The sequence below is a fragment of the Ideonella sp. B508-1 genome, from assembly GCF_000333615.1.
Taxonomy (GTDB): domain Bacteria; phylum Pseudomonadota; class Gammaproteobacteria; order Burkholderiales; family Burkholderiaceae_C; genus Ideonella.
This window is the reverse complement of record NZ_BADL01000587.1, coordinates 1-19,591: the sequence shown is the minus strand read 5'-3', so window position 1 is coordinate 19,591 and position 19,591 is coordinate 1. Positions and strand designations below refer to the sequence as shown.

The window sequence follows — 19,591 nt, the reverse complement described above, 5'->3', positions numbered from 1 at the left end:
CTCATGGCTGCGGGAGGGCGGCCAGCGCCCGATGACCGAGGCCGGCGTGGCCGCGGCCCCCGCAGCGCGTGGACTGCGGCTCAGTCCCACCAGGCGCATGCCGCGCACCCGCTTGACCGCCACGATGAAATAGGCCGCGCCCAGCACGGGCCACCAATGGCCTCCCAGCCGCTCCATCCACGCGTAGCGGTCCAGCCAGCGCTGCGTCGAAAGGGGCGGACGATAACAGCCCATGCGCCCCGCCACGGTGATCAACAACCTGGACACGGCCATCGACACGGTGAACAACCAGCGTGCGGTGTTCGGTGCGACCCAGAGCCGCTTCGACGCGATCATCTCGAACCTGCAGCAGGGCGTGGTCAACCAGTCGGCAGCCCGCGGCCGGATCATGGATGCGGACTTCGCGTCGGAAACGGCCAACATGAGCCGCGCCCAGATCCTGCAGCAGGCCGGCACGGCGATGGTGGCCCAGGCCAACCAGATGCCGCAGAGCGTGCTCAAGCTGATCGGCTGATCGGCACCTGAATCCGAAGGCTCCTCGGGGTGACCCCGCGGGGCCTTCGGTGCTTCAGGGGTCGGAACTGGTGGCCGAACAGGCCTCATTTCGCGGCTTTGGCAAGCCGCACTCCCTCTGAGAATTTCTCCCATCGACCACTCGATTGTTTGATCGAGCGGTTGTGGTCCGGAGGCACTGGCGAGAACGCCCATCCCAAGTTGATGGGTGCTTGAGGCGGTGACCTGGCGCCGGGCTTGGCGGTTGCGACGGATGGTTCCGTCGAGCCCGGAGAGGCCGGCATGTTCGCCGGATGGGTGGATTCTTCAGGAGTGCTCGCATGCCACAGACCATCAACACGAACCTTGCTTCGCTCAATGCGCAGCGCAACCTCAACGCATCGCAGTCGTCGTTGAGTGTCTCCATGCAGCGCCTGTCCTCGGGCCTGCGTGTCAACTCGGCCAAGGACGATGCCGCGGGTCTGGCGATTGCCGAGCGGATGAATTCTCAGGTGCGCGGCATGAATGTGGCCGTGCGAAATGCCAATGACGGCATCTCGCTGTCCCAGACGGCCGAAGGCGCGCTCTCCAAGGTGGGCGATGCGCTCCAGCGCATGCGTGAACTCGCAGTGCAAGCCCGCAACTCGACCAACTCCAGCTCCGACAAGGATTCCCTGAACAAGGAATTCGTGGAACTGCAGGCCGAAATCGCCCGGGTGCTGGGCGGGACCACCTTCAACGGCAAGCACATCCTGGGGGCGGATGCCACCACGCTGACCTTCCAGATCGGCGCGAACACCACGGCGGACGACGTGATCAACGTCTCCACCAGTGACATGACCCAGAACGTCACGATCACCACGGTCACGACGTCGTCGGCCGCCATCGACCAGAACGCGACGGCGGGTGCGATCGGCAATGTGATCGACAGCCTGGACGCCGCCATCGATCTGGTCAACGACACCCGGGCGACCTTCGGTGCGACCCAGAGCCGCTTCGACGCCATCATCTCCAATCTGCAGACTGCGGTGGAGAACCAGTCGGCGGCCCGCAGCCGGATCATGGATGCCGACTACGCGGCAGAAACAGCAAATATGAGCCGGGCGCAGATTCTGCAACAGGCTGGCACGGCGATGGTGGCCCAGGCCAACCAGTTGCCGCAGCAGGTGCTTAAGCTGCTGGGATAAACCTGTCGCAGGCGCATTCCACTCCAAATCCTCCTCAAGTCGGCCGCTCTTGCGGCCGATGTTGCTTCCAGACAAGCGACAGGGACAGCGCAAGCCGGTGATCGGCACGGGCGGGCTCTGGAACACCGCTCGATCCTGGCCTGAACCAAGGAACCACGATGTCTTCTTCTACTTCGGTCCCGCTCTCGTCGCTGGGTGTCGGCGCCGGGATCAACTCCGAGTCCATCATCTCGGCACTGGTGGCGGTGGACCAGAAGCCCATCGACCAGTTGGCGTCCGAGCAGTCTTCGATGAAGACCCAGCTGTCGTCGATCGGCAAGCTCGCCAGCCTGACCTCCACCATGCGCGACGCGGCCAAGGCCCTGACGCAGAGCTCGCTTTGGCAGAGCATGAAGGTGAGCTCCGCCGACAGCACCGTGGTCACTGGATCGGTGGCCGATGGTGGCGCCGCCGGCAATTACGGCGTGTCGGTCCAGGCCTTGGCCAGTGGACAGACCATCACCTCGGGCTCTTTTTCCTCGTCCAGTGCCACCCTGAACACGGGGAAGCTGACCATCCAGCTGGGCACCTGGTCGGGATCGAACTTCACCAGCCAGAGCGGCTCGTCCCCGGTGAGCATCACCATCGGCTCCGGCGACACCAGTCTGTCGTCGATCCGGGACAAGATCAACGCGGCCAATGCTGGTGTGACCGCCACCATCGTCAACGATGCCAACGGCGCCCGCTTGTCGCTGCGCTCCAGTACCACCGGGGCGGTGAATGGTTTCAAGGTGACCGCCACCGAAGACAGTGACGACGGCAATGCCAACACCGGGCTGTCCGCCCTGGGCTACGACCCTTCGTCGAGCAACAGCAGTCCCATGTCGCTCAACCAGTCGGCGGGCAATGCCAAGGCGACCATCAACGGCATCCAGGTGGAGTCCACCACCAATACTTTCAGCAACGTGGCCGATGGACTGACCATCACTGTCGGCAAGGTCAGCTCCAGCGAGGTGGCGCTGACGTCCGTCAGCAACACCGACAGCATGAAGACGGCGGTCAACGCCTTCGTCACCAGCTACAACGCGCTGGTCAGCTATATCAAGGACCAGACCAAGTACACACCGCCCACCAGCAAGGGCACCCAGGGTGTGGGGGGGCCGTTGCAGGGCGACAGCACCACGATGAATCTGTTGAGCCAGATGCGCAGCGTCATCAACGCCACCAGCACGGCCTCGGGTACCTATCAGCATCTCTCCGATCTGGGCATCAGCACGGCCGCGGACGGGACGCTGACCGTGACCTCGAAGCTGGACACTGCGCTGGCGAATCCGTCGGAACTGGCCAAGGCCATGGCCACTGACGGGACTGATGCGGGGAGCTCGGGCTTCATGGACCGTTTCCTCAACCTGGGCAATGCGGTTCTGGACTCGACCAGCGGGTCGCTGCAGCTCAGCCAGAACGCCCTGAACGACAAGATCAAGCGCAATCAGGATCGCCAGGACCAGCTCACCGATCACCTGAACAGCTACGAAGCCCGCTTGCGGGCCCAGTACCAGACGCTGGATACCCAGATGGCCTCGCTCAATGCGCTCAGCAGCTACGTCACCCAGCAGGTCTCGGCCTTGAGCAAGAGCGCCTGAGACACCCGCTCCGTTCCTTGCGAGGGCGCCTTGGGGCGCCCTTTTTGTTTCCTGGCAGATTTCTTGATCTCAGAGCTGCGCAAGAAGGCGGGCAAACCACCCTCTGTTCGGCTCAAGAAGCGGCGGGAGTCGTCGATAACGGTTCAACACCGCAACGAATCGAGACAGCACGATGTTCAGCCCCGCTTACTCCCGCTCCCTTGGCCAAGCCGCCAGCTTTGCCGGTGCCTATCGCAGTGTCGGTGTGGAGACCGGGGTGGCCGATGCCAGCCCCCACAAGCTCATCGAGATGCTGTTCGACGGCTACATGGAGGCCCTCAAGCAGGCGCATGGCTACCTGGCCAGCGGCCAGATTGAGCTCAAGGGCCGCGCCCTCAGCAAGGCGGCCCGGATCGTGGACGAGGGGCTCAAGGCCTGCCTCAACCTTGGGGAGGGCGGTCGACTGGCCCAGGATCTGCACGACCTGTACGCGTATCTGACCGTGCGCCTGACCTTGGCCAACGTCCGCAATGATGCCAACGTGATCATCGAGTGTGAGAACCTGATGGAGCCGTTGCGCGAGGCCTGGAAGGCCATCGGTCCACGGGTTCAGGCCGGTCGCCTCAACTGAGAGCCCCGCACGAGAGAGACACGGGAGAACGATCATGAACGAGAGCCTGTTGAGCTATTACGAGGCCATCGAGCGGGCCAGCAGCGACATGCTCAGCGCGGCGCGCGACGGCAACTGGGACGAGGTGGTCAAGCTGGAGGGCGCCTGCGCGGTGCTGATCTCCCAGCTCAAGCAGGCTGCCAAGGACCGGGCTCTGAAGGCCGAGGACAACCAGGTCAAGTCCAAGATCATGCAGCGCATCCTGCTCAATGACGCCGAGATCCGCCACCTGGCCGAGCCCTGGCTGGAAGATCTGGACAACATGATGCACGGCCGCAGCAAGACGCTGCACTGACCGGCCCTCTCGGATTTCTGCAGGACCCGACCATGTTCTCTGACACCCAGCCCGCACCCCTGGACATGACCGGGGATGCGTCGCTTTCGGACTTCCGCATCCAGGATGCGGTCGAGATCCGGGCGCTGCTCAAGGCCCTGATGGAGCGCAGCACGCTGGTCAACCTCTGTGGCGCCGATGGCAGCGCCTACGGCACCACGCTGTGGAGCCTGGACACCCAGAACCGCAAGGTGGCCTTCACCGTGGACATGACGGCGCCCACCGTCCAGCGCCTGGTGGAGTCCGAGGAGGTGACCGCGGTGGCCTACCTCGACCAGATCAAGATCCAGTTCGACGTCGCCAACCGGCTGCTGGTGCATGGCACCCGCAGCTGCGTGTTGCAGGCCGCGATGCCGCGCGAGCTCTTCCGCTTCCAGCGCCGTGCCAGCTTCCGGGTGCGCACCCTGGAGCGCAGCGCCCCGACGGCCAGTTTCCGCCATCCGCAGATGCCGGAGATCCGCCTGGACCTGCGCGTGCTGGACGTGAGCATCGGCGGCTGCGCCCTGTTCCTGCCGACCGACCTGCCCATGGTGGAGCCGGGCATCCAGGTGCGCGGCGTGCAGATGGCGCTGGATCCGGACACCCAGTTCCCGGCCCAGCTCAACATCGCCCACGTGACCGCCATCCACCCGCAGGCCAAGGGCGTGCGGCTGGGCTGCGAGTTCCGGGGCCTGGATTCCGAGGCCCAGCGGGCCTTGCAGCGCTACATCGACGCCACGCAGAAGCGCCGGCGCATGCTGTCGCTGGACTGAGCTGCGAAGCTGAGCCGCGGGACGGGGGCAGGGCGCCGGTGGTGCCCGCTCAGACCTGCATGTTCATGATGTCGGTGTAGGCCTGCACCATGCGGTTGCGCACTGAGATCGTGGCCTGGAAGCCGATCTGCGACTTCTGCATGGCCACCATGGTGTCCTCGAGCGAGACCGAGGGGTTGTCCAACTGCAGCTCCCGCTGCAGGCGCGAGTTCTCGTTCTGTGCATCGCTGACCTGTTGCAGCGCGCTGGCCATGCGGTCTGAAAGTCCCCCTTCTGGGTCGCGCGGGCGCGCGCCAACGGGGTGCCGTCCGGCGCCAGCCCGGCCTTGGCCACCGCCTGTTTGAATCGAAAGGGCATGAGTTTCAGGTCCATGGGTTCATCCTCCACAGGTGGGGAGCGATGGTTGCCATGGTAGGCAGCTGGCGGCGCCAAGAAGAACGGAACTGCCCCGGGTTTGGGGGGCTTCTTGCGCCATGGGCGGGGGGCCGGCTGCCGAACAATCGAGCCCATGCCCCCTCATGGGGCCCGATTTGCCGAACCCGCCCATCCATGGATACCGCTCTCGCCACTCCCGTGCCTCTGGAGCCGGCCCTGCCGGACGCGCCGCCCAAGAACCTGATGGGCAAGCTTTCCGCCATGCCCGCGGCCACCAAGATGAAGCTGGGCGTGGCCGTGGCGGCCGTGCTGGCGGCCCTGGTGGCCATGGCCATCTGGGCCGGGCAGGGCGACTGGAAGATCCTCTACAGCAATCTGCCGGACAAGGAAGCCGGGACCATCGTGGCCCAGCTCCAGCAGATGAACGTGCCCTACAAGTACAGCGAAGGCGGTGGCGCCATCATGGTGCCGGCTGACAAGGTCTACGACCTGAAGATGCGTCTGGCCGCCGCCGGCCTGCCCAAGGCCAGCGTGACCGGCAACGAACTGCTGGACAACGCCCGCTTCGGCCAGACCGACCGCCAGGAGCGCAGCAACATGCAGCGCGCCCTCGAAGGCGAACTGGCCCGCACCATCCTCAAGCTCGACGGCGTCGAGGATGTGCGCGTGCACCTCGCCCTGCCGCAGCAGAACGGCTTCTTCCGCGAGCAGCAGAAACCCAGCGCCAGTGTCATGCTGACCCTGTTCGCCGGCCGCAGCCTGGACCGCGGCCAGACCGCCGCCATCGTGCACCTGGTCTCCTCCAGCGTGCCGGACCTGGATGCCAAGGCCGTCAGCGTGGTGGACCAGCACGGCACCCTGCTGTCCGGCCCGGGCGAGAACAGCCAGCAGAGCCTGGACGAGCAGCAGCTGCGCTACGTCCACCAGGTCGAGGCCAGCTACCTCAAGCGGGTGCAGGACATCCTGGAGCCGGTGGTCGGCCGTGACAACCTGCGCGTGGCCGTGACCACCGACGTGGACTTCACCCAGAGCGAGGCCACCTCCGAACAGTTCCGCCCCAACCAGGGCGACCAGCCGGCCGCCGTGCGCAGCCAGCAGATGACCGAGTCGAGCAACCAGGGCAACACCGTGCCCACCGGCGTGCCCGGCGCGGCCACCAACCAGCCCCCGGTGCCGGCCCAGGCCCCCATCAACGGCGCCTCGGCCCCGCTGCAGGCCGCCTATGCCGGCAACACCGGCGGCAACAACAAGAAGGAATCGGTCACCAACTACGAGGTCGACAAGACCGTGCGGGTGACCCGCAACGCCACCGGCATGATCAAGCGGGTCAACGCCGCCGTGGTGGTGAATTACCGCACCGCCACCGATGCCAAGGGCAAGACCAGCACCAACCCCCCCACCCAGGACGAGCTGGACAAGCTGACCGCCCTGGTGCAGGAAGCCGTGGGCTACGACAAGGACCGTGGCGACTCGGTGCGCGTGGTGGCCGCGCCCTTCCAGGCCCCCACCGAACCGACCGAAGAAGCCCTGCCGCTGTGGCAGCAGCCCTGGCTGCGCGACCTGCTGCGCACCGCCGCCGTGCCGGGCGCCCTGACCCTGGTGGCCCTGGCCCTGATCTTCGGCGTCATCCGTCCCACCCTCAAGGACGCCTTCGCTCCGCCGCCCTCGGCCCCGGCCGAGGACGAGAAGCTGGCCCAGCTCGACGCCGTGGTCGACGACGCGACCGCCCTGCCGGGCGAGGAAGGCGCCGGCACGCCGCTGCTGGAGAACAGCGCGGCGGCCAACGGCAAACTCGAGGCGGCCCGCCAGCTGGCCCGCGACAACCCCGCGGCCGTGGCGAACATCATGCGCGAGTGGGTCACCGGCGAAGCCGCCTGACGGGAACAGAACATGGCCAAGGACAGCTCGGAAGACCAAGGCGTCGAAGACGCCGCCATCCTGCTCATGTCATTGGGCGAGGAGGAGGCGGCCAACGTCTTCAAGCACCTTGGCCCGAAGGAAGTGCAGAAGCTCGGCGAGACCATTGCCCGGCTCAAGGTCATTCCCCGCGAACGCGTGGAGACGGTGCTCGAGAAGTTCACCGAGATCGCCAAGGAACAGCACATGCTGGTCAACGACACCGACGAGTACGTCAAGTCGGTGTTGCGCAAGGCCCTGGGCGAGGACAAGGCCAACCTGCTGATCGACCGCATCCTGCAGGGCAGCGATGTCAGCGGCATCGAGAGCCTGAAGTGGATGGACGGCGCCTCGGTGGCCGAACTGCTGCGCAACGAACATCCTCAGATCATTGCCGCCATCCTGGTTCATCTGGATTTCGACCAGGCTTCTCAAGTTCTGAAGTCCTTCACGGAACGCCAGCGCAACGAGGTGCTGATCCGCATCGCCACGCTCGACGGCATCCAGCCGACCGCGCTCAAGGACCTCAACGAGGTGCTCTCCAAGGTGCTGGCGGGTGGCGACCGTCTCAAGAAGGCCTCGCTGGGCGGGGTCAAGACCGCGGCCGAGATCATCAACATGCTGGGCTCCTCGGTCGAGACCTCCGCGCTGGACTACATCCGCGAGGCCGACGGCGAGCTGGCCCAGAAGATCATGGACAACATGTTCACCTTCGACGACGTGAACAAGCTCGACGACCGCGCCATCCAGACCGTGCTCAAGGAAGTGCAGGGCGACTCGCTCATCATCGCGCTCAAGGGCGCCACGCCGGAGCTGCGCGAGCGCATCTTCAAGAACATGTCCAGCCGCGCGGCCGAGTCGCTGCGCGAGGACCTCGAATCCCGCGGCCCGGTGCGCGTGGCCGAGGTCGAGGGCGAGCAGAAGGAGATCCTCAAGATCGTGCGTCGCCTGGTGGACGAAGGCCAGATCGTGATCGCATCTGGAGGCGGCGATGACTTCCTCTAAGCCGAGCACGCCCCGTCAGGTGCCACCCCCGCAGGGGGGCAACACGCGACCGGCCAGCGCCTACGCCCGCTTCATCCCCCGCGAGGAGCTGGAGGGCTTCGCCGCCTGGACCCCCGACGTCTTCGCCGGCATCGAGCGCGCGCCGCTGGGCGTGTCCGCCCCGGCCCCCGCGCCCGAACCCGAGCCGGCAGGCGAGCCGCTGGCCGAAGCCGGCCCCAGCGCCGAGGAATGGGAGGCCCGCCTCCACGAGGCCCGTCAGCAGGGCTGGCACGATGGCTACCGCGACGGCCTGGAGGCCCTGGAGGCCGCCAAGCGCCAGTTCGCCCAGCAGGTCAGCGCCCAGCTGGCCCAGGTGAGCGAAGCCTTCCAGGACGGACTGACCGAGCTGGAGGCCCGCCTGGCCCAGACCCTGGTCGAGAGCGCCGTCACCCTGGCCCGCCAGGTGGTGCGCAGCGAGCTGCAGCAGCGCCCCGAGGCGGTGGTGCAGGTGGCCCAGGAGGCCATGGCCGCCGTGGTGCTGTCCGCCCGCCACCTGCGCCTGCGCCTGAACCCCGAGGACGCCGCCCTGGTGGCCGAGGGCGCGGCCGACGCGCTCAAGGCCCGCGAGGTGCAGCTGGTGCCCGATGCGGACATCCAGCGCGGTGGCTGCCGGGTCGAATCCGACCTCGGTCAGGTCGATGCCAGCATCGAGACCCGCTGGGCCCATGCGGCTGCCGTCTTCGACGTGCCGCTGGCCTGGGCCGAGCCCGAAGAGGAACTGCACGAGAAAGGGGGCGTCTGATGGCCGGCCAGCAACAGGTCGAGCGCACCCAGCGCTGGAACCGCTTCCTCAAGGACATGCGGCTGTACGCCGGCCTGCCCCAGCCGCTGGAAATGCAGGGCACCCTGGTGCGCGTCACCGGCCTGGTGCTGGAAGCCGCCGGCGTGCGGGCCCCCGTGGGCGCCGTCTGCTCGGTGGGCGGCGGTGGCAGCGAGCCGCCGGTCCACGCCGAGGTGGTCGGCTTCAACGGCGACCGCGCCTACCTGATGCCCACCGGCGACCTGCATGGCCTGGCCAGCGGCGCCCGGGTGATGCCGCTGCCGGTGCCGCAGATCCCGCCGCGCTTCGGGGTGGAGAACCACCCCTGGCGCCGCAGCGAGGACCGCGGCCTGCACCTGCCCATGGGCGACGGCCTGCTGGGCCGGGTGGTGGACGCCCAGGGCCAGCCGATGGACCGCGCCGGCCCGCTGCAGCATGTGCAGAACGAGCCGATGGTGCGCCGCCCCATCAACGCCATGGACCGCGACCCGGTGCGCCAGCCGCTGGACACCGGGGTGCGCGCCATCAACAGCCTGCTCACCGTGGGCCGCGGCCAGCGCCTGGGCCTGTTCGCCGGCACCGGCGTGGGCAAGTCGGTGCTGATGGGCATGATGGCCCGCTACACCGAGGCCGATGTCATCGTGGTCGGCCTGATCGGCGAGCGCGGCCGTGAAGTCAAGGAATTCATCGAGGACATTCTCGGCGAGGAGGGCCTGGCCCGCGCCGTGGTGGTGGCCGCCCCGGCCGATGCGCCGCCGCTGGTGCGCATGCAGGGCGCCAGCTACGCCACGGCGATTGCCGAGCACTTCCGCGACAAGGGCCAGCATGTGCTGCTGCTGATGGACAGCCTGACCCGCTACGCCATGGCCCAGCGCGAGATCGCCCTGGCCATCGGCGAGCCGCCGGCCACCAAGGGCTACCCGCCCAGCTGCTTCGCCAAGCTGCCGGCCCTGGTCGAGCGCTCCGGCAATGGCCTCAACGGCGTGGGCTCCATCACCGCCTTCTACACCGTTCTGACCGAGGGCGACGACCCGCAGGACCCGATCGCCGACGCGGCCCGAGGCATCCTGGACGGCCACATCGTGCTCAGCCGCGAGCTGGCCGAGGGCGGTCACTTCCCGGCCATCGACGTCGAGAAGTCCATCTCCCGGGTGATGACCTCGGTCGCCCCGCGCGAGCACCTGGACGCCGCCCGCCGGGCCCGCCAGTGGCTGGCCAAGTTCAACAAGGCGCGCGACCTCATCCAACTGGGTGCCTATGTGCCCGGCAGCGATCCGGAGCTGGACGCCGCCGTCAAGGTGCACCCGCAGCTGGTGTCGCTGCTGCAGCAGGGCATGCACGAGCAAGCCACGCTGGAGGCCAGCTGCCGCGCCCTGCAGCACCTGAACCCCGCCGCCTGAACACGCCATCGGACCCCACCGACTGAAGGACCCCCGAGATGGACCGCATCAAGATTCTGGGCACCCTGCTGGAACGCGAGCAGAAGCGCCGCGACGATGCCGCGCAGGAATGCCAGGCGCTGGAGCGCCAGGCCCGGGCCGCCCAGGGCCAGGTGCAGACCCTGCAGGACTACCGCGTCGAGTACCAGCAGCGCTGGTCGAACCAGTTCCAGCAGTCCGCTCCGATCGAGATCCTGCGCTGCTACCACGGCTTCGTCGGCCGGCTGGACCAGGCCATCGGCGCCCAGCAGGGCGTGGCCCGGCAGGCCGAGGCCCGCTGGGAGGCCGGGCGCGAGCGCCTGCGCCAGTGCGAGCTGAAGCTGGCCACCGTCAAGCGCCTGATCGAGCGTCGCCAGCAGGCCCTGCGGCTGGCGGCCGACCGCCGCGAGCAGAAGCAGAGCGACGAGGCCGCCCAGCGCAAGGCCTGGGCCAACCGCCAGAACCTGGCTGCGGCCTGATCCCTGCGCCCGATTGCCCCCGAATCCCGTTTCCATCCGCATCCGAGAGACCGCCATGCCACTGAACGCCGAAAACAGCACCTCTGCGCTCGAACGCATTGCCGCCACCAAGTCCGCCACCCAGCGCCAGGCCAACCGCACCGGCGGCAACAGCGCCGCGCCCAGCAAAGGGGGCACCAGCCAGGCCGAGGGGCGCAGCGAACATGCCAAGAACTTTGCCCAGATGCTGCGCACCCAGCACGGCCTGAAGGGCGCCGCGCCCCAGGAGGGCGAGACCGCCCTGCAGACCCGTCACAGTGCCGCCCAGCCCACCGAGAAGCGTGACGAGGCCTCGACGGTCACTGCCCAGGACAAGGACAAGGCCGCCACCGACCACAGCAAGGCCACCACCGACGACCTGGACCCGAACGCCGCGGCCCAGGCCCAGGGTGTGGCGCCGTCCACCGTGGCCATGGCCCGCGCCGGGGCCGAGGCCGCCGCGCGCGGTCGACGCGCGGCCTCGGACGCCATGGCCGGCCATGGGGGCCGCGCCGCCCGGGTCGAGGCGCGTGGCGCCCAGCCCGCCGCGGACGCCACCGGCACCGACGCCAGTGCCGCGGCCAAGGCGACCGGCACCGCGGGCCACGGCCTGCCCGGGGCCCATGGCAGCGGCGACTTTGCCGCCGCCCTGCAGCAGGCCGGTGGCCCGGCGGGGGGCGATGGCGCCCTGTTGGCCGTGATGCATGCCCGCCAGGAGCAGGCCCCTGCCCCGGGCGGTGCCGCCGACCCCGGGCTGGCCAGCCTGGGGGCCCTGACGGCTCCGGTGACCCCGCCGCCCAGCCAGGCGCCCGAGGCGGCGCCTGCCGCCAGCGCCCAGCTGCCGATGGCGCCGGACCATCCCGAATTTCCCGCCGCGCTGGGCGTTCAGCTCAGCACCTGGGTCAACGACGGCATCGAGCATGCGTCGCTGGAACTGCATCCGCAGGACCTGGGGCCCATCGAGATCCACATCGCCGTCAAGGACGGGCAGACCCACGTGGAGCTGGGTTCGGCCGTGCCCGGCACCCGCGAGGCCCTGAACCTGGCCCTGCCCCAGCTCTCGGCCCAGCTCGACGGCGTGGGCCTGAGCCTGGCCGGTGGCCAGGTCTTCGACCAGGGCAGCCGCTCCTCGGACCCGTCCGGGGAGCAGGGCGCCGGCCGCTCGGCCGGCCGGGCCGGGCGGGGCGGCAGTGCCCTGGGCGGCGTGGCCGATGCTGGCAGCGCCGGCAGCAGCCGGCCGGTGGTGCGCCAGCAGGGCCTGGTCGACTTCTACGCCTGAGGGCGACCCGTCCCCGGCCCGGCGCCGCCCCCGCTCAGGCGCCGCCGGGTGCCAAAAAGGCCCGCTTTTCATGGCTTCGGTGCGGGCCCCGGCTCCCAATAATCTGTTCATCACAGGTCCGTTGCGACCTTCCCCGCGGGGAAGCCCGCGGACCCGAACAGAACACAAGGAGCCGCCATGTCCTCTGCCGCTGCGCCCGCTGCCGAAGCACCGGCCCCCAAGGGCAAGAAGAAACTGATCATCATCGTGCTCGCGCTCGTCCTGCTGCTGGTGCTGGGCGGGGGCGCCGCCTTCTTCCTGCTCAAGAAGAAGCACGGCGACGGCGAGGACGGCGATGGCAGCGGTGACGAGACCGCGCAGGTCGAGAAGAAGCCCAAGCGCGAGCACAAGAAGGAAGATCCCAAGCACCCGCCCAGCTTCGTGGCGCTGGATCCCTTCGTGGTCAACCTGACCGACCGCGACACCGACCGCTATGCCCAGATCGGCATCACCCTGCAGGTCGAGGACGAGAAGGCCAGCGAAGAGATCAAGGCCTACCTGCCGGCCATCCGCAACAACATCCTGCTGCTGCTCTCGCACAAGAGCTCCGAGGAACTGATGGCCGAGGGCGGCAAGGAGAAGCTGGCCGAGCAGATCCTGCGCGAGTCCGTGTTGCCCATGGGCATTGAGCTGGAAGACCCGGATGCGCAGGAGGCCCCTGCCGAGCCGGGCAAGAAAAAGAAGCGCCGCAACTACGACACGATCGACGACTCGCCGATCAAGGCCATCCAGTTCTCCAGCTTCATCATCCAGTGACATGGGAGCTTTCGCCCGCGGCCCTGGCCTCCGGTGGCCGTCGGTGAGGTGACACAGCGATGAACCAGCAGATCCTCTCGCAAGACGAAGTCGACGCACTGCTGCAGGGCATCACCGGCGAAAGCCAGAAGCTCGAGCAGGAAGAGGCGCCGACCGATGGCATCCGTGCCTACGACCTGGCGAGCCAGGAGCGCATCGTCCGTGGTCGCATGCCGACCATGGAGATCATCAACGAACGCTTCGCGCGCAACATCCGCGTGGGGCTGTTCAACATGATCCGCAAGAGCCCCGAGGTCTCGATCGGCGGCATCAAGGTGCAGAAGTACAGCGCCTTCCTGCGCGAGATCGTCGTCCCGACCAACTTCAACATCATGCAGGTGCGGCCGCTGCGCGGCTCGGGTCTGATCGTCTGCGACCCGAGCATCGTCTTCGCGGTCATCGATTCGCTGTTCGGCGGTTCGGGCAAGTTCCACACCCGCATCGAGGGCCGCGACTTTTCGGCCACCGAGCAGCGCGTGATCGAGCGCCTGGTGACCTGCATCAGCGAGGAGTACAAGCGCGCCTGGCGCGGCATCTACCCGCTGGAGCTGGACTACCAGCGCTCGGAGATGCAGCCCCAGTTCGCCAACGTGGCCACGCCCAGCGAGATCGTCGTGGCCACCAGCTTCACGCTGGAGATCGGCGAGACCTCGGGCTCGGTGCACTTCTGCATCCCCTACTCGACGCTGGAGCCCATCCGCGACGTGCTGTATTCGTCCATGCAGGGCGATTCCGTCGAGGTGGACCACCGCTGGGTCAAGCTGCTCAAACAGCAGATCCAGTCGGCCGAGGTCGACCTGGTGGCCGAGCTGGGCACCGCCCCGGCCACGGTGGAGCAGCTGCTGGCCCTCAAGCCCGGCGACTTCATCGAGCTGGACCTGGAGCCGCAAATCCAGGCCAAGGTGGACGGCGTGCCCGTGTTCGACGCGCACTACGGCACTTCCAACGGGCACTACGCCATCAAGATCGAACGTTTGCTGACCGGCTCCAACCTGGGCTGGCTGGGAGATCACAATGTCGGCTGAAGAAGCAAGCAACCCGTCCGAGCAGGACGACATGGCCGATGCCTGGGCCGCGGCCCTGGCCGAGTCCAAGGGCGCGGGCGGCGACGTGGCCAGCGAAGTCAGCGCGGCCCCCGAACAGGTGGCGCCCGCAGCCTTCACCAACTTCACGCCCTCCACCGCGGGGGCAGGCGCCGGCAACGACATCAACATGATCCTGGACATCCCCGTCCAGCTGACCGTGGAGCTCGGCCGCACCCGCATCCCGATCAAGAACATCCTGCAGCTGGCCCAGGGCTCGGTGGTGGAACTCGACGCGCTGGCCGGCGAGCCGATGGATGTGCTGGTCAACGGCTTCCTGATCGCCCAGGGCGAGGTGGTGGTGGTGAACGACAAGTTCGGCATCCGCCTGACCGACATCGTCACCCCCAGCGAGCGCATGCGCCGCCTCAGCCGCCTCTGAACCCGTCCCGAACGCTTCCGAGCACCCCGCCTGCGGCCCCCACCCGATCCCCATGAACCCGATGACCTCTTCCCTGTGGCCGCTGCTGGCCTTCCTGCTGGTGGTGGCGCTGATCCCGCTGGCCCTGTGGCTGATGCGCCGCAGCGGCATCGCCGGCACCGGCCAGCCCGGTCTGATGCGTACCGTTTCCAGCCTGGCCCTGTCGCCGTCCCAGAAGGTGGTGGTGGTCGAGCTGGGGCAGGGCGCCGGCGCCAAGTGGCTGGTGCTGGGCGTGAGCGCCGAGCGCATCACCGCCCTGCACACCCTGGACACCCCGCTGACCCTGCCCACCGGCGAGCTGGCCCAGCCCCAGGCCGTGACGGTGCAGCAGCTGATCCAGCGCTGGCGCCAGCCGCGTCAAGGCGGTTCGGCCGGCCTGGGCGGTCTGGGAGGTCACGATGGCCAGCACTGATCGTCGCCAACAGGCCCTGCGCCTGGGCCTGGCCGGCCTGGGCCTGCTGGCCCTGTGCCTGCCGGCCGCCGCCCAGGTGACGCCGCCCAGCGGCCCCGTGCTGCCGCTGATGGTGGGGCAGGGCGGCAGCGGCACCAGCTACTCGGTGCCCATCCAGACCCTGCTGTTCTTCACGGCGCTGTCCTTCCTGCCGGCGGTGCTGCTGCTGATGACGGGCTTCACCCGCATCGTCATCGTGCTCTCGTTGCTGCGCCAGGCCATGGGCACCCAGGCGGCTCCGCCCAACCAGGTGGTGGTCGGCCTGTCGCTGTTCCTGACCTTCTTCGTGATGTCGCCGACGCTGGACAAGGTCTACGAGCAGGCCTGGGCGCCGTACTCGGCCAACCAGATCGACTTCACCGAGGCCCTGCAGCGCGGCCAGGTGCCGATGCGCGCCTTCATGCTCAAGCAGACCCGCCAGTCCGACATGGAGCTGTTCGCCAAGCTGGCCAAGGTGGACGCCAAGGTCAAGGGCGAAGACATGCCCTTCAAGGTCATCGTGCCGGCCTTCGTCACCAGCGAGCTCAAGACGGCCTTCCAGATCGGCTTCCTGATCTTCGTGCCCTTCCTGATCATCGACATGATCGTCGCCAGCGTGCTGATGAGCCTGGGGATGATGATGCTCTCGCCGGTGCTGGTGGCCCTGCCGTTCAAGCTGATGCTCTTCGTGCTGGCCGATGGCTGGAACCTGCTGCTGGGTTCGCTGGCCGCCAGCTTCGCCCAATGAACTGAACCCGGTCGAACCAAGGACTCCCCATGGACGCCACCCAGGTCTTCACCATCGGCCAGCACGGCCTGTTGATGCTGCTGCAGGTCTCCGCCCCCATGCTCATCGTGGTGCTCGTCGTCGGCGTGCTGGTCAGCGTGTTCCAGGCCGCCACCTCGATCAACGAGGCCACGCTCACCTTCGTGCCCAAGCTGCTGGCGGCCGTGGCCGTGATGGCGGTGGCCGGCCCCTGGATGCTCAACCAGCTGGTCGACTACCTGCGCAGCATGCTGCTGTCCATTCCCCTGGCCGCAGGCGGATGATCTCCTTCTCCGAAACCCAGATCCTGGCGTGGATCACGCCGGTGCTCTGGCCCTTTCTGCGGGTGCTGGCGCTGTTCCAGATCCTGCCGGTGCTGGGCCAGCGCACCGTGCCCGTGCGGGTGCGGGTGGCGCTGTCCTTCCTCGTGGCGCTGTGCGCCTCGGGCGTGGCCCCGCCGGTGGCACCGGTGCCGCTGGATTCCCCGCTGGCCGTCATGCTGCTGGTCCAGCAACTGCTCATCGGCCTGAGCCTGGGCTTCGCGGTGCGTGTGGTGTTTGCCGCCGTCGAACTGGCCGGCGAACTGATCGGCCTGCAGATGGGCATGAACTTCGCCGGCTTCTTCGATCCGGTGATGGCCAGCCAGTCCACCGCGGCCAGCCGCTTCTTCGCCACGCTGGTGAGCTTTCTGTTCATCGTCACCAACGGCCACCTGCGCGTCATCGAGGTGGTGGTGGCCAGTCTGCAGGCCTTCCCCGTGGGGCCCGAACCCTTCGCCTTCCTGCGGGCCGTGCAGCCCCAGACCTGGGGCGCGCAAATCTTCAGCATGGGCCTGTGGATCGCCCTGCCGATGATGGCGGTGATGCTCTTCGTCAACCTGGTGCTGGGCGTGATCGCCCGGGTGGCCCCGCAGTCCAACATCTTCGCCCTGGGGTTCCCCATCACGATCAGCGTCGGTCTGGTGGGCATGATGGCGATGCTGCCCATGCTGGAGTCGCCCTTCATGACGACCCTGGGCCGGATGCTCTCGGCCTTCGGGGGCTGAGTCCGGGCGCGAGAAGACGGATTCCTGGGAGAACAACGCATGGCCTGGAGCCTGAACAGTTGCACCGCGCTGGTGATCGATCCCAGCGCGAACTCCCGCAGCACCCTGTCGGGCCAGCTGCGCGACCTGGGCATTCCCAATGTGGTCCAGTGCAGCAAGCTCGCCGACGCGCGCCGCCGCCTGGAGTCCGGCGCCTACGACCTGGTGCTCTGCGAGATGGACTTCCCCGAGGAAGGGGGCGGGCGCCGCCACGGCGGGCAGGATCTGCTGGATGAACTGCAGCGCGCCGGCCTGCTGCCCTGGTCCACCATCTTCGTCATGGTCACCGACGAGCGCTCCTATGCCAAGGTCGTCGAGGCGGCCGAGTCCTCGCTGGACGCCTACCTGCTCAAACCCTTCACCACCCAGGTGCTGCGCGAGCGGGTGCTCAACGCCCACCGCCGCCGGGTGGAGCTCGAACAGATCTACCTGGCCATGGACGGCGACCGCATGGACGAGGCGGTGGCCCTGTGCCGCCAGCGCTTCGAGGCCCGTGGCAGCTTCTGGCGTTATGCCACCCGCCTGGGCATCGAGCTGATGATGCGCGGGGGCCAGCACGAGGCCGCGCTGGCCTGGCTGGACGAGCTGCTGGCCCTGCAGCCGGTGAGCTGGGCGCGGCTGGACAAGGTGCGCTGCCTGCAGGCCCGCCACCAGGCCGGTGCCGCCATGCAGCAGCTCAAGGCCCTGATCGAAGGCGACTCCGCCTGCGTGGAAGCCCAGGACCTGCTGGGCCGCACCTGGCTGGGCCAGGGGCGGCTGGGCGATGCCCTGGAGGTCTTCGCCCGCGCGGCCACGCTCACGCCCGGCGATCTGCGCCGCCAGCAGCGCCTGGGCATGCTGTCCTGCTACCTGGGCGACTGGGCCGGGGGCACCCGGGCCCTGGAGCGGGTGCGGGCCATGGGCGCCACGTCCAAATCCTTCGATGACCAGAGCATGGTGCTGCTGGCGGTGTCCTGCTTTCGCCAGCGCGACAGCAAGGCCCTGGGCCGTGCCGTGGCCGCCCTGCAGCAGGCCCTGGAGACCGCGTCCGACGAGACCCGGGCCCGGCGCCACCTGGCCCTGGGCCGCACGCTGGACCGCCTGCTGCAACGCCAGCCCGAGGCGGCGGTGGCGGCGCTGGCCGAACTGGCGGCCGACCGGCTGCAGTGCGACTTCGACCTGGAGGCCGGCTGGAACCTGCTGACCGGCCTGGCGGCGGCGGCCCGCGAGAACCTGGAGTTGGCCGAGGCCCCGACCTGGGTGCGGGAGGTGGGCCTGCGCTTCATGGGCTCGCGCACCGCGGCCGAGCTGCTGGCCCCCACCGTGGCGGCCGTGCCGGCCTGGGCCGAGGCGCTGCAGGCCGCCCAGACCGAGCTGTCCGACACCACCGAACAGGCCCTGCGCCACAGCGCCGCGGGGGATCCTCAGACCGCCGTGGCCACGCTGCTGACCCAGGCCGAACGCACGCTCAGCGCGCGCCTGCTGGACACGGCCCGCGGCGTGATCGGCCGCGATGCCGAGCAGCTCGGCGAGTTGAGCGTCATCCAGGCCCGCGTGCGGGAGGTCGCCCGCCGCGTGGGCAGCCATGCGGGCGGGCTGCCGCCCGGCCTGGGCGAACAGAGCCGCCAGGGCATTCGCCTGCGGGTGGACGCGGCGCGCGGCTGAACGGGTTCGGATCACCCCGGCTTTCCCCCCGCTTTTCGGGCTCAAGTCCGAGGAGCTGACGCGGCACCATAGGGGTGACCATGGCTGATTCCGCCCAAGACCGCACCTTACCCGCCACCGCGAAACGCCGCCAGCGTGCGCGGGAGGACGGACAGATCCCTCGCTCGAAGGACCTGGGCCACTTCACCGCCCTGGCCGCGGGCGGCGCGCTGCTGATGGTGCTGGCCCACCCGCTGGCCGCCTGGGCCCAGGGCGTGCTGGACGCCGGCCTGCGCTTCGACCGCGAGCGGGCGCTCAACCCCCAGGCCATGGGCGAGCTGTTCTGGCTGCTGGCGATCAAGGCCCTCTTGCTGGTCATCCCCATGGGCCTGGTCATGATCGGCGTGGGCATGGCCACCACCATCCTGTCGGGTGGCTGGAACCTCAGCTTCAAGCCCCTGCACCCCGATTTCGGCAAGTTCAACCCCATCGCCGGCATGGGCCGCCTGTTCAACAAGCAGCACATCATCGACGTGGCCAAGATGAGCCTGCTGGCCGGTGCCATCGGCACGGTGGGTTACCAGTACCTCAAGTCCCAGTTCATGGGCATGGTCTCGCTGATGGCGGTGCCCCTGCCCAGCGCCATCGCCCAGATGGGCAGCACCATCGCCACGGGCTTCGGCCTGCTGATGCTGGTGGTGGGCGGCTGGGCCCTGATCGACGTGCCGCTGCAGCAGTACCTGTGGCTGGAGCGCCTGAAGATGTCCCGTGAGGAAGTCAAGCAGGAGCACAAGGACGCCGAAGGCAACATGGAGGTCAAGGGCAAGATCAAGCAGAAGATGCGCGAGATGGCCCGCAAGCGCATGCTGGCCGCCGTGCCCCAGGCCGATCTGGTGGTGATGAACCCGACCCACTACGCCGTGGCCCTGCGCTACGACGAGGCCTCGATGGGCGCGCCGCGCGTGGTGGCCAAGGGCACCGACCTGCTGGCCATGAAGATCCGCGACATCGCCCGCGAGGCCAAGGTGCCGGTGCTGCAGGCCCCG

General features: G+C 68.5%; 21 protein-coding genes and 2 pseudogenes. 21 read left to right on the top strand and 2 right to left on the bottom strand.

Annotated features, from left to right (window positions below):
* Window positions 1-234: pseudogene (locus tag I73_RS33550) on the bottom strand (SAM-dependent methyltransferase); the annotation flags it as partial.
* 10 nt (window positions 235-244) lie between these two features.
* On the opposite strand from I73_RS33550, the pseudogene I73_RS23300 reads away from it, so the two are divergent.
* The 6 genes and pseudogenes from I73_RS23300 to I73_RS23275 form a co-directional block, all read left to right on the top strand.
* Window positions 245-514, top strand: a pseudogene (locus tag I73_RS23300) (flagellin); the annotation flags it as partial.
* Window positions 515-833: 319 nt separating this feature from the next.
* Window positions 834-1,679: a flagellin domain-containing protein gene (locus I73_RS23295; RefSeq protein WP_022982825.1), complete on the top strand. Its 846-nt coding sequence runs from the start codon at window positions 834-836 to the stop codon at window positions 1,677-1,679.
* Between the two features lie 158 nt (window positions 1,680-1,837).
* Window positions 1,838-3,301: a flagellar filament capping protein FliD gene (gene fliD, locus I73_RS23290; protein WP_022982824.1), complete on the top strand. Its 1,464-nt coding sequence runs from the start codon at window positions 1,838-1,840 to the stop codon at window positions 3,299-3,301.
* A gap of 172 nt (window positions 3,302-3,473) precedes the next feature.
* Entirely contained in the window at window positions 3,474-3,911 is a 438-nt protein-coding gene (fliS, locus tag I73_RS23285) for a flagellar export chaperone FliS (protein ID WP_022982823.1), read from the top strand.
* A gap of 34 nt (window positions 3,912-3,945) precedes the next feature.
* The gene (locus I73_RS23280; RefSeq protein ID WP_022982822.1) at window positions 3,946-4,245 is read left to right on the top strand and encodes a flagellar protein FliT; all 300 of its coding nucleotides are present in this window, start codon (window positions 3,946-3,948) and stop codon (window positions 4,243-4,245) included.
* A gap of 32 nt (window positions 4,246-4,277) precedes the next feature.
* On the top strand, window positions 4,278-5,036 hold the full coding sequence (locus tag I73_RS23275) for a flagellar brake protein (RefSeq protein WP_022982821.1): 759 nt from the start codon (window positions 4,278-4,280) through the stop codon (window positions 5,034-5,036).
* A gap of 49 nt (window positions 5,037-5,085) precedes the next feature.
* On the opposite strand, the gene fliE is transcribed toward I73_RS23275, so the two are convergent.
* Complete coding sequence (gene fliE, locus I73_RS30140; RefSeq protein WP_374701977.1) at window positions 5,086-5,382, bottom strand: flagellar hook-basal body complex protein FliE; 297 nt, start codon at window positions 5,380-5,382, stop codon at window positions 5,086-5,088.
* 203 nt (window positions 5,383-5,585) lie between these two features.
* Between fliE and fliF the strand changes: the two genes are divergently transcribed.
* The 15 genes from fliF to I73_RS23195 form a co-directional block, all read left to right on the top strand.
* Window positions 5,586-7,289 carry a flagellar basal-body MS-ring/collar protein FliF gene (fliF, locus tag I73_RS23265; RefSeq protein ID WP_026097121.1) on the top strand — a complete coding sequence of 568 codons (1,704 nt, stop codon included), beginning with the start codon at window positions 5,586-5,588 and terminating at the stop codon, window positions 7,287-7,289.
* Between the two features lie 12 nt (window positions 7,290-7,301).
* The gene (gene fliG / locus I73_RS23260) at window positions 7,302-8,312 is read left to right on the top strand and encodes a flagellar motor switch protein FliG (RefSeq protein ID WP_022982819.1); all 1,011 of its coding nucleotides are present in this window, start codon (window positions 7,302-7,304) and stop codon (window positions 8,310-8,312) included.
* Window positions 8,299-9,093 (top strand): FliH/SctL family protein, encoded by a 795-nt coding sequence (locus I73_RS23255; RefSeq protein ID WP_022982818.1) that lies wholly within the window; start codon window positions 8,299-8,301, stop codon window positions 9,091-9,093. The genes fliG and I73_RS23255 overlap by 14 nt, the downstream gene beginning before the upstream one ends.
* Window positions 9,093-10,511: a flagellar protein export ATPase FliI gene (gene fliI / locus I73_RS23250; RefSeq protein ID WP_022982817.1), complete on the top strand. Its 1,419-nt coding sequence runs from the start codon at window positions 9,093-9,095 to the stop codon at window positions 10,509-10,511. Before I73_RS23255 ends, fliI begins: the two co-directional genes overlap by 1 nt.
* Before the next feature lie 38 nt (window positions 10,512-10,549).
* A complete protein-coding gene (gene fliJ, locus I73_RS30135; protein WP_022982816.1) occupies window positions 10,550-11,008 on the top strand; it encodes a flagellar export protein FliJ in 459 nt (152 codons plus the stop codon).
* A gap of 55 nt (window positions 11,009-11,063) precedes the next feature.
* Window positions 11,064-12,305 carry a flagellar hook-length control protein FliK gene (locus I73_RS23240; protein ID WP_022982815.1) on the top strand — a complete coding sequence of 414 codons (1,242 nt, stop codon included), beginning with the start codon at window positions 11,064-11,066 and terminating at the stop codon, window positions 12,303-12,305.
* 177 nt (window positions 12,306-12,482) lie between these two features.
* Complete coding sequence (gene fliL / locus I73_RS23235) at window positions 12,483-13,100, top strand: flagellar basal body-associated protein FliL (RefSeq protein ID WP_022982814.1); 618 nt, start codon at window positions 12,483-12,485, stop codon at window positions 13,098-13,100.
* A gap of 59 nt (window positions 13,101-13,159) precedes the next feature.
* The gene (gene fliM, locus I73_RS23230; protein ID WP_022982813.1) at window positions 13,160-14,164 is read left to right on the top strand and encodes a flagellar motor switch protein FliM; all 1,005 of its coding nucleotides are present in this window, start codon (window positions 13,160-13,162) and stop codon (window positions 14,162-14,164) included.
* The gene (fliN, locus tag I73_RS23225) at window positions 14,154-14,603 is read left to right on the top strand and encodes a flagellar motor switch protein FliN (RefSeq protein WP_022982812.1); all 450 of its coding nucleotides are present in this window, start codon (window positions 14,154-14,156) and stop codon (window positions 14,601-14,603) included. Before fliM ends, fliN begins: the two co-directional genes overlap by 11 nt.
* 61 nt (window positions 14,604-14,664) lie before the next feature.
* Window positions 14,665-15,054 carry a flagellar biosynthetic protein FliO gene (locus I73_RS30130; RefSeq protein WP_022982811.1) on the top strand — a complete coding sequence of 130 codons (390 nt, stop codon included), beginning with the start codon at window positions 14,665-14,667 and terminating at the stop codon, window positions 15,052-15,054.
* On the top strand, window positions 15,041-15,820 hold the full coding sequence (gene fliP / locus I73_RS23215) for a flagellar type III secretion system pore protein FliP (protein WP_022982810.1): 780 nt from the start codon (window positions 15,041-15,043) through the stop codon (window positions 15,818-15,820). Before I73_RS30130 ends, fliP begins: the two co-directional genes overlap by 14 nt.
* A 29-nt stretch (window positions 15,821-15,849) precedes the next feature.
* Window positions 15,850-16,122 carry a flagellar biosynthesis protein FliQ gene (gene fliQ / locus I73_RS23210; RefSeq protein WP_022982809.1) on the top strand — a complete coding sequence of 91 codons (273 nt, stop codon included), beginning with the start codon at window positions 15,850-15,852 and terminating at the stop codon, window positions 16,120-16,122.
* Window positions 16,119-16,883 (top strand): flagellar biosynthetic protein FliR, encoded by a 765-nt coding sequence (gene fliR, locus I73_RS23205; RefSeq protein WP_022982808.1) that lies wholly within the window; start codon window positions 16,119-16,121, stop codon window positions 16,881-16,883. The genes fliQ and fliR overlap by 4 nt, the downstream gene beginning before the upstream one ends.
* A gap of 39 nt (window positions 16,884-16,922) precedes the next feature.
* The gene (locus I73_RS30125) at window positions 16,923-18,566 is read left to right on the top strand and encodes a response regulator (RefSeq protein ID WP_022982807.1); all 1,644 of its coding nucleotides are present in this window, start codon (window positions 16,923-16,925) and stop codon (window positions 18,564-18,566) included.
* Between the two features lie 80 nt (window positions 18,567-18,646).
* A partial coding sequence (locus I73_RS23195; RefSeq protein WP_022982806.1) for a flagellar biosynthesis protein FlhB occupies window positions 18,647-19,591 on the top strand: 945 nt, incomplete at its 3' end.

Excerpts from the sequence above, each read along its gene's own strand:
- I73_RS23295 (WP_022982825.1), top strand. The coding sequence starts at position 834 with ATGCCACAGACCATCAACACGAACCTTGCTTCGCTCAATGCGCAGCGC.
- fliD (WP_022982824.1), top strand. The coding sequence starts at position 1,838 with ATGTCTTCTTCTACTTCGGTCCCGCTCTCGTCGCTGGGTGTCGGCGCC.
- fliS (WP_022982823.1), top strand. The coding sequence starts at position 3,474 with ATGTTCAGCCCCGCTTACTCCCGCTCCCTTGGCCAAGCCGCCAGCTTT.
- I73_RS23280 (WP_022982822.1), top strand. The coding sequence starts at position 3,946 with ATGAACGAGAGCCTGTTGAGCTATTACGAGGCCATCGAGCGGGCCAGC.
- I73_RS23275 (WP_022982821.1), top strand. The coding sequence starts at position 4,278 with ATGTTCTCTGACACCCAGCCCGCACCCCTGGACATGACCGGGGATGCG.
- fliF (WP_026097121.1), top strand. The coding sequence starts at position 5,586 with ATGGATACCGCTCTCGCCACTCCCGTGCCTCTGGAGCCGGCCCTGCCG.
- fliG (WP_022982819.1), top strand. The coding sequence starts at position 7,302 with ATGGCCAAGGACAGCTCGGAAGACCAAGGCGTCGAAGACGCCGCCATC.
- I73_RS23255 (WP_022982818.1), top strand. The coding sequence starts at position 8,299 with ATGACTTCCTCTAAGCCGAGCACGCCCCGTCAGGTGCCACCCCCGCAG.
- fliI (WP_022982817.1), top strand. The coding sequence starts at position 9,093 with ATGGCCGGCCAGCAACAGGTCGAGCGCACCCAGCGCTGGAACCGCTTC.
- fliJ (WP_022982816.1), top strand. The coding sequence starts at position 10,550 with ATGGACCGCATCAAGATTCTGGGCACCCTGCTGGAACGCGAGCAGAAG.
- I73_RS23240 (WP_022982815.1), top strand. The coding sequence starts at position 11,064 with ATGCCACTGAACGCCGAAAACAGCACCTCTGCGCTCGAACGCATTGCC.
- fliL (WP_022982814.1), top strand. The coding sequence starts at position 12,483 with ATGTCCTCTGCCGCTGCGCCCGCTGCCGAAGCACCGGCCCCCAAGGGC.
- fliM (WP_022982813.1), top strand. The coding sequence starts at position 13,160 with ATGAACCAGCAGATCCTCTCGCAAGACGAAGTCGACGCACTGCTGCAG.
- fliN (WP_022982812.1), top strand. The coding sequence starts at position 14,154 with ATGTCGGCTGAAGAAGCAAGCAACCCGTCCGAGCAGGACGACATGGCC.
- I73_RS30130 (WP_022982811.1), top strand. The coding sequence starts at position 14,665 with ATGACCTCTTCCCTGTGGCCGCTGCTGGCCTTCCTGCTGGTGGTGGCG.
- fliP (WP_022982810.1), top strand. The coding sequence starts at position 15,041 with ATGGCCAGCACTGATCGTCGCCAACAGGCCCTGCGCCTGGGCCTGGCC.
- fliQ (WP_022982809.1), top strand. The coding sequence starts at position 15,850 with ATGGACGCCACCCAGGTCTTCACCATCGGCCAGCACGGCCTGTTGATG.
- fliR (WP_022982808.1), top strand. The coding sequence starts at position 16,119 with ATGATCTCCTTCTCCGAAACCCAGATCCTGGCGTGGATCACGCCGGTG.
- I73_RS30125 (WP_022982807.1), top strand. The coding sequence starts at position 16,923 with ATGGCCTGGAGCCTGAACAGTTGCACCGCGCTGGTGATCGATCCCAGC.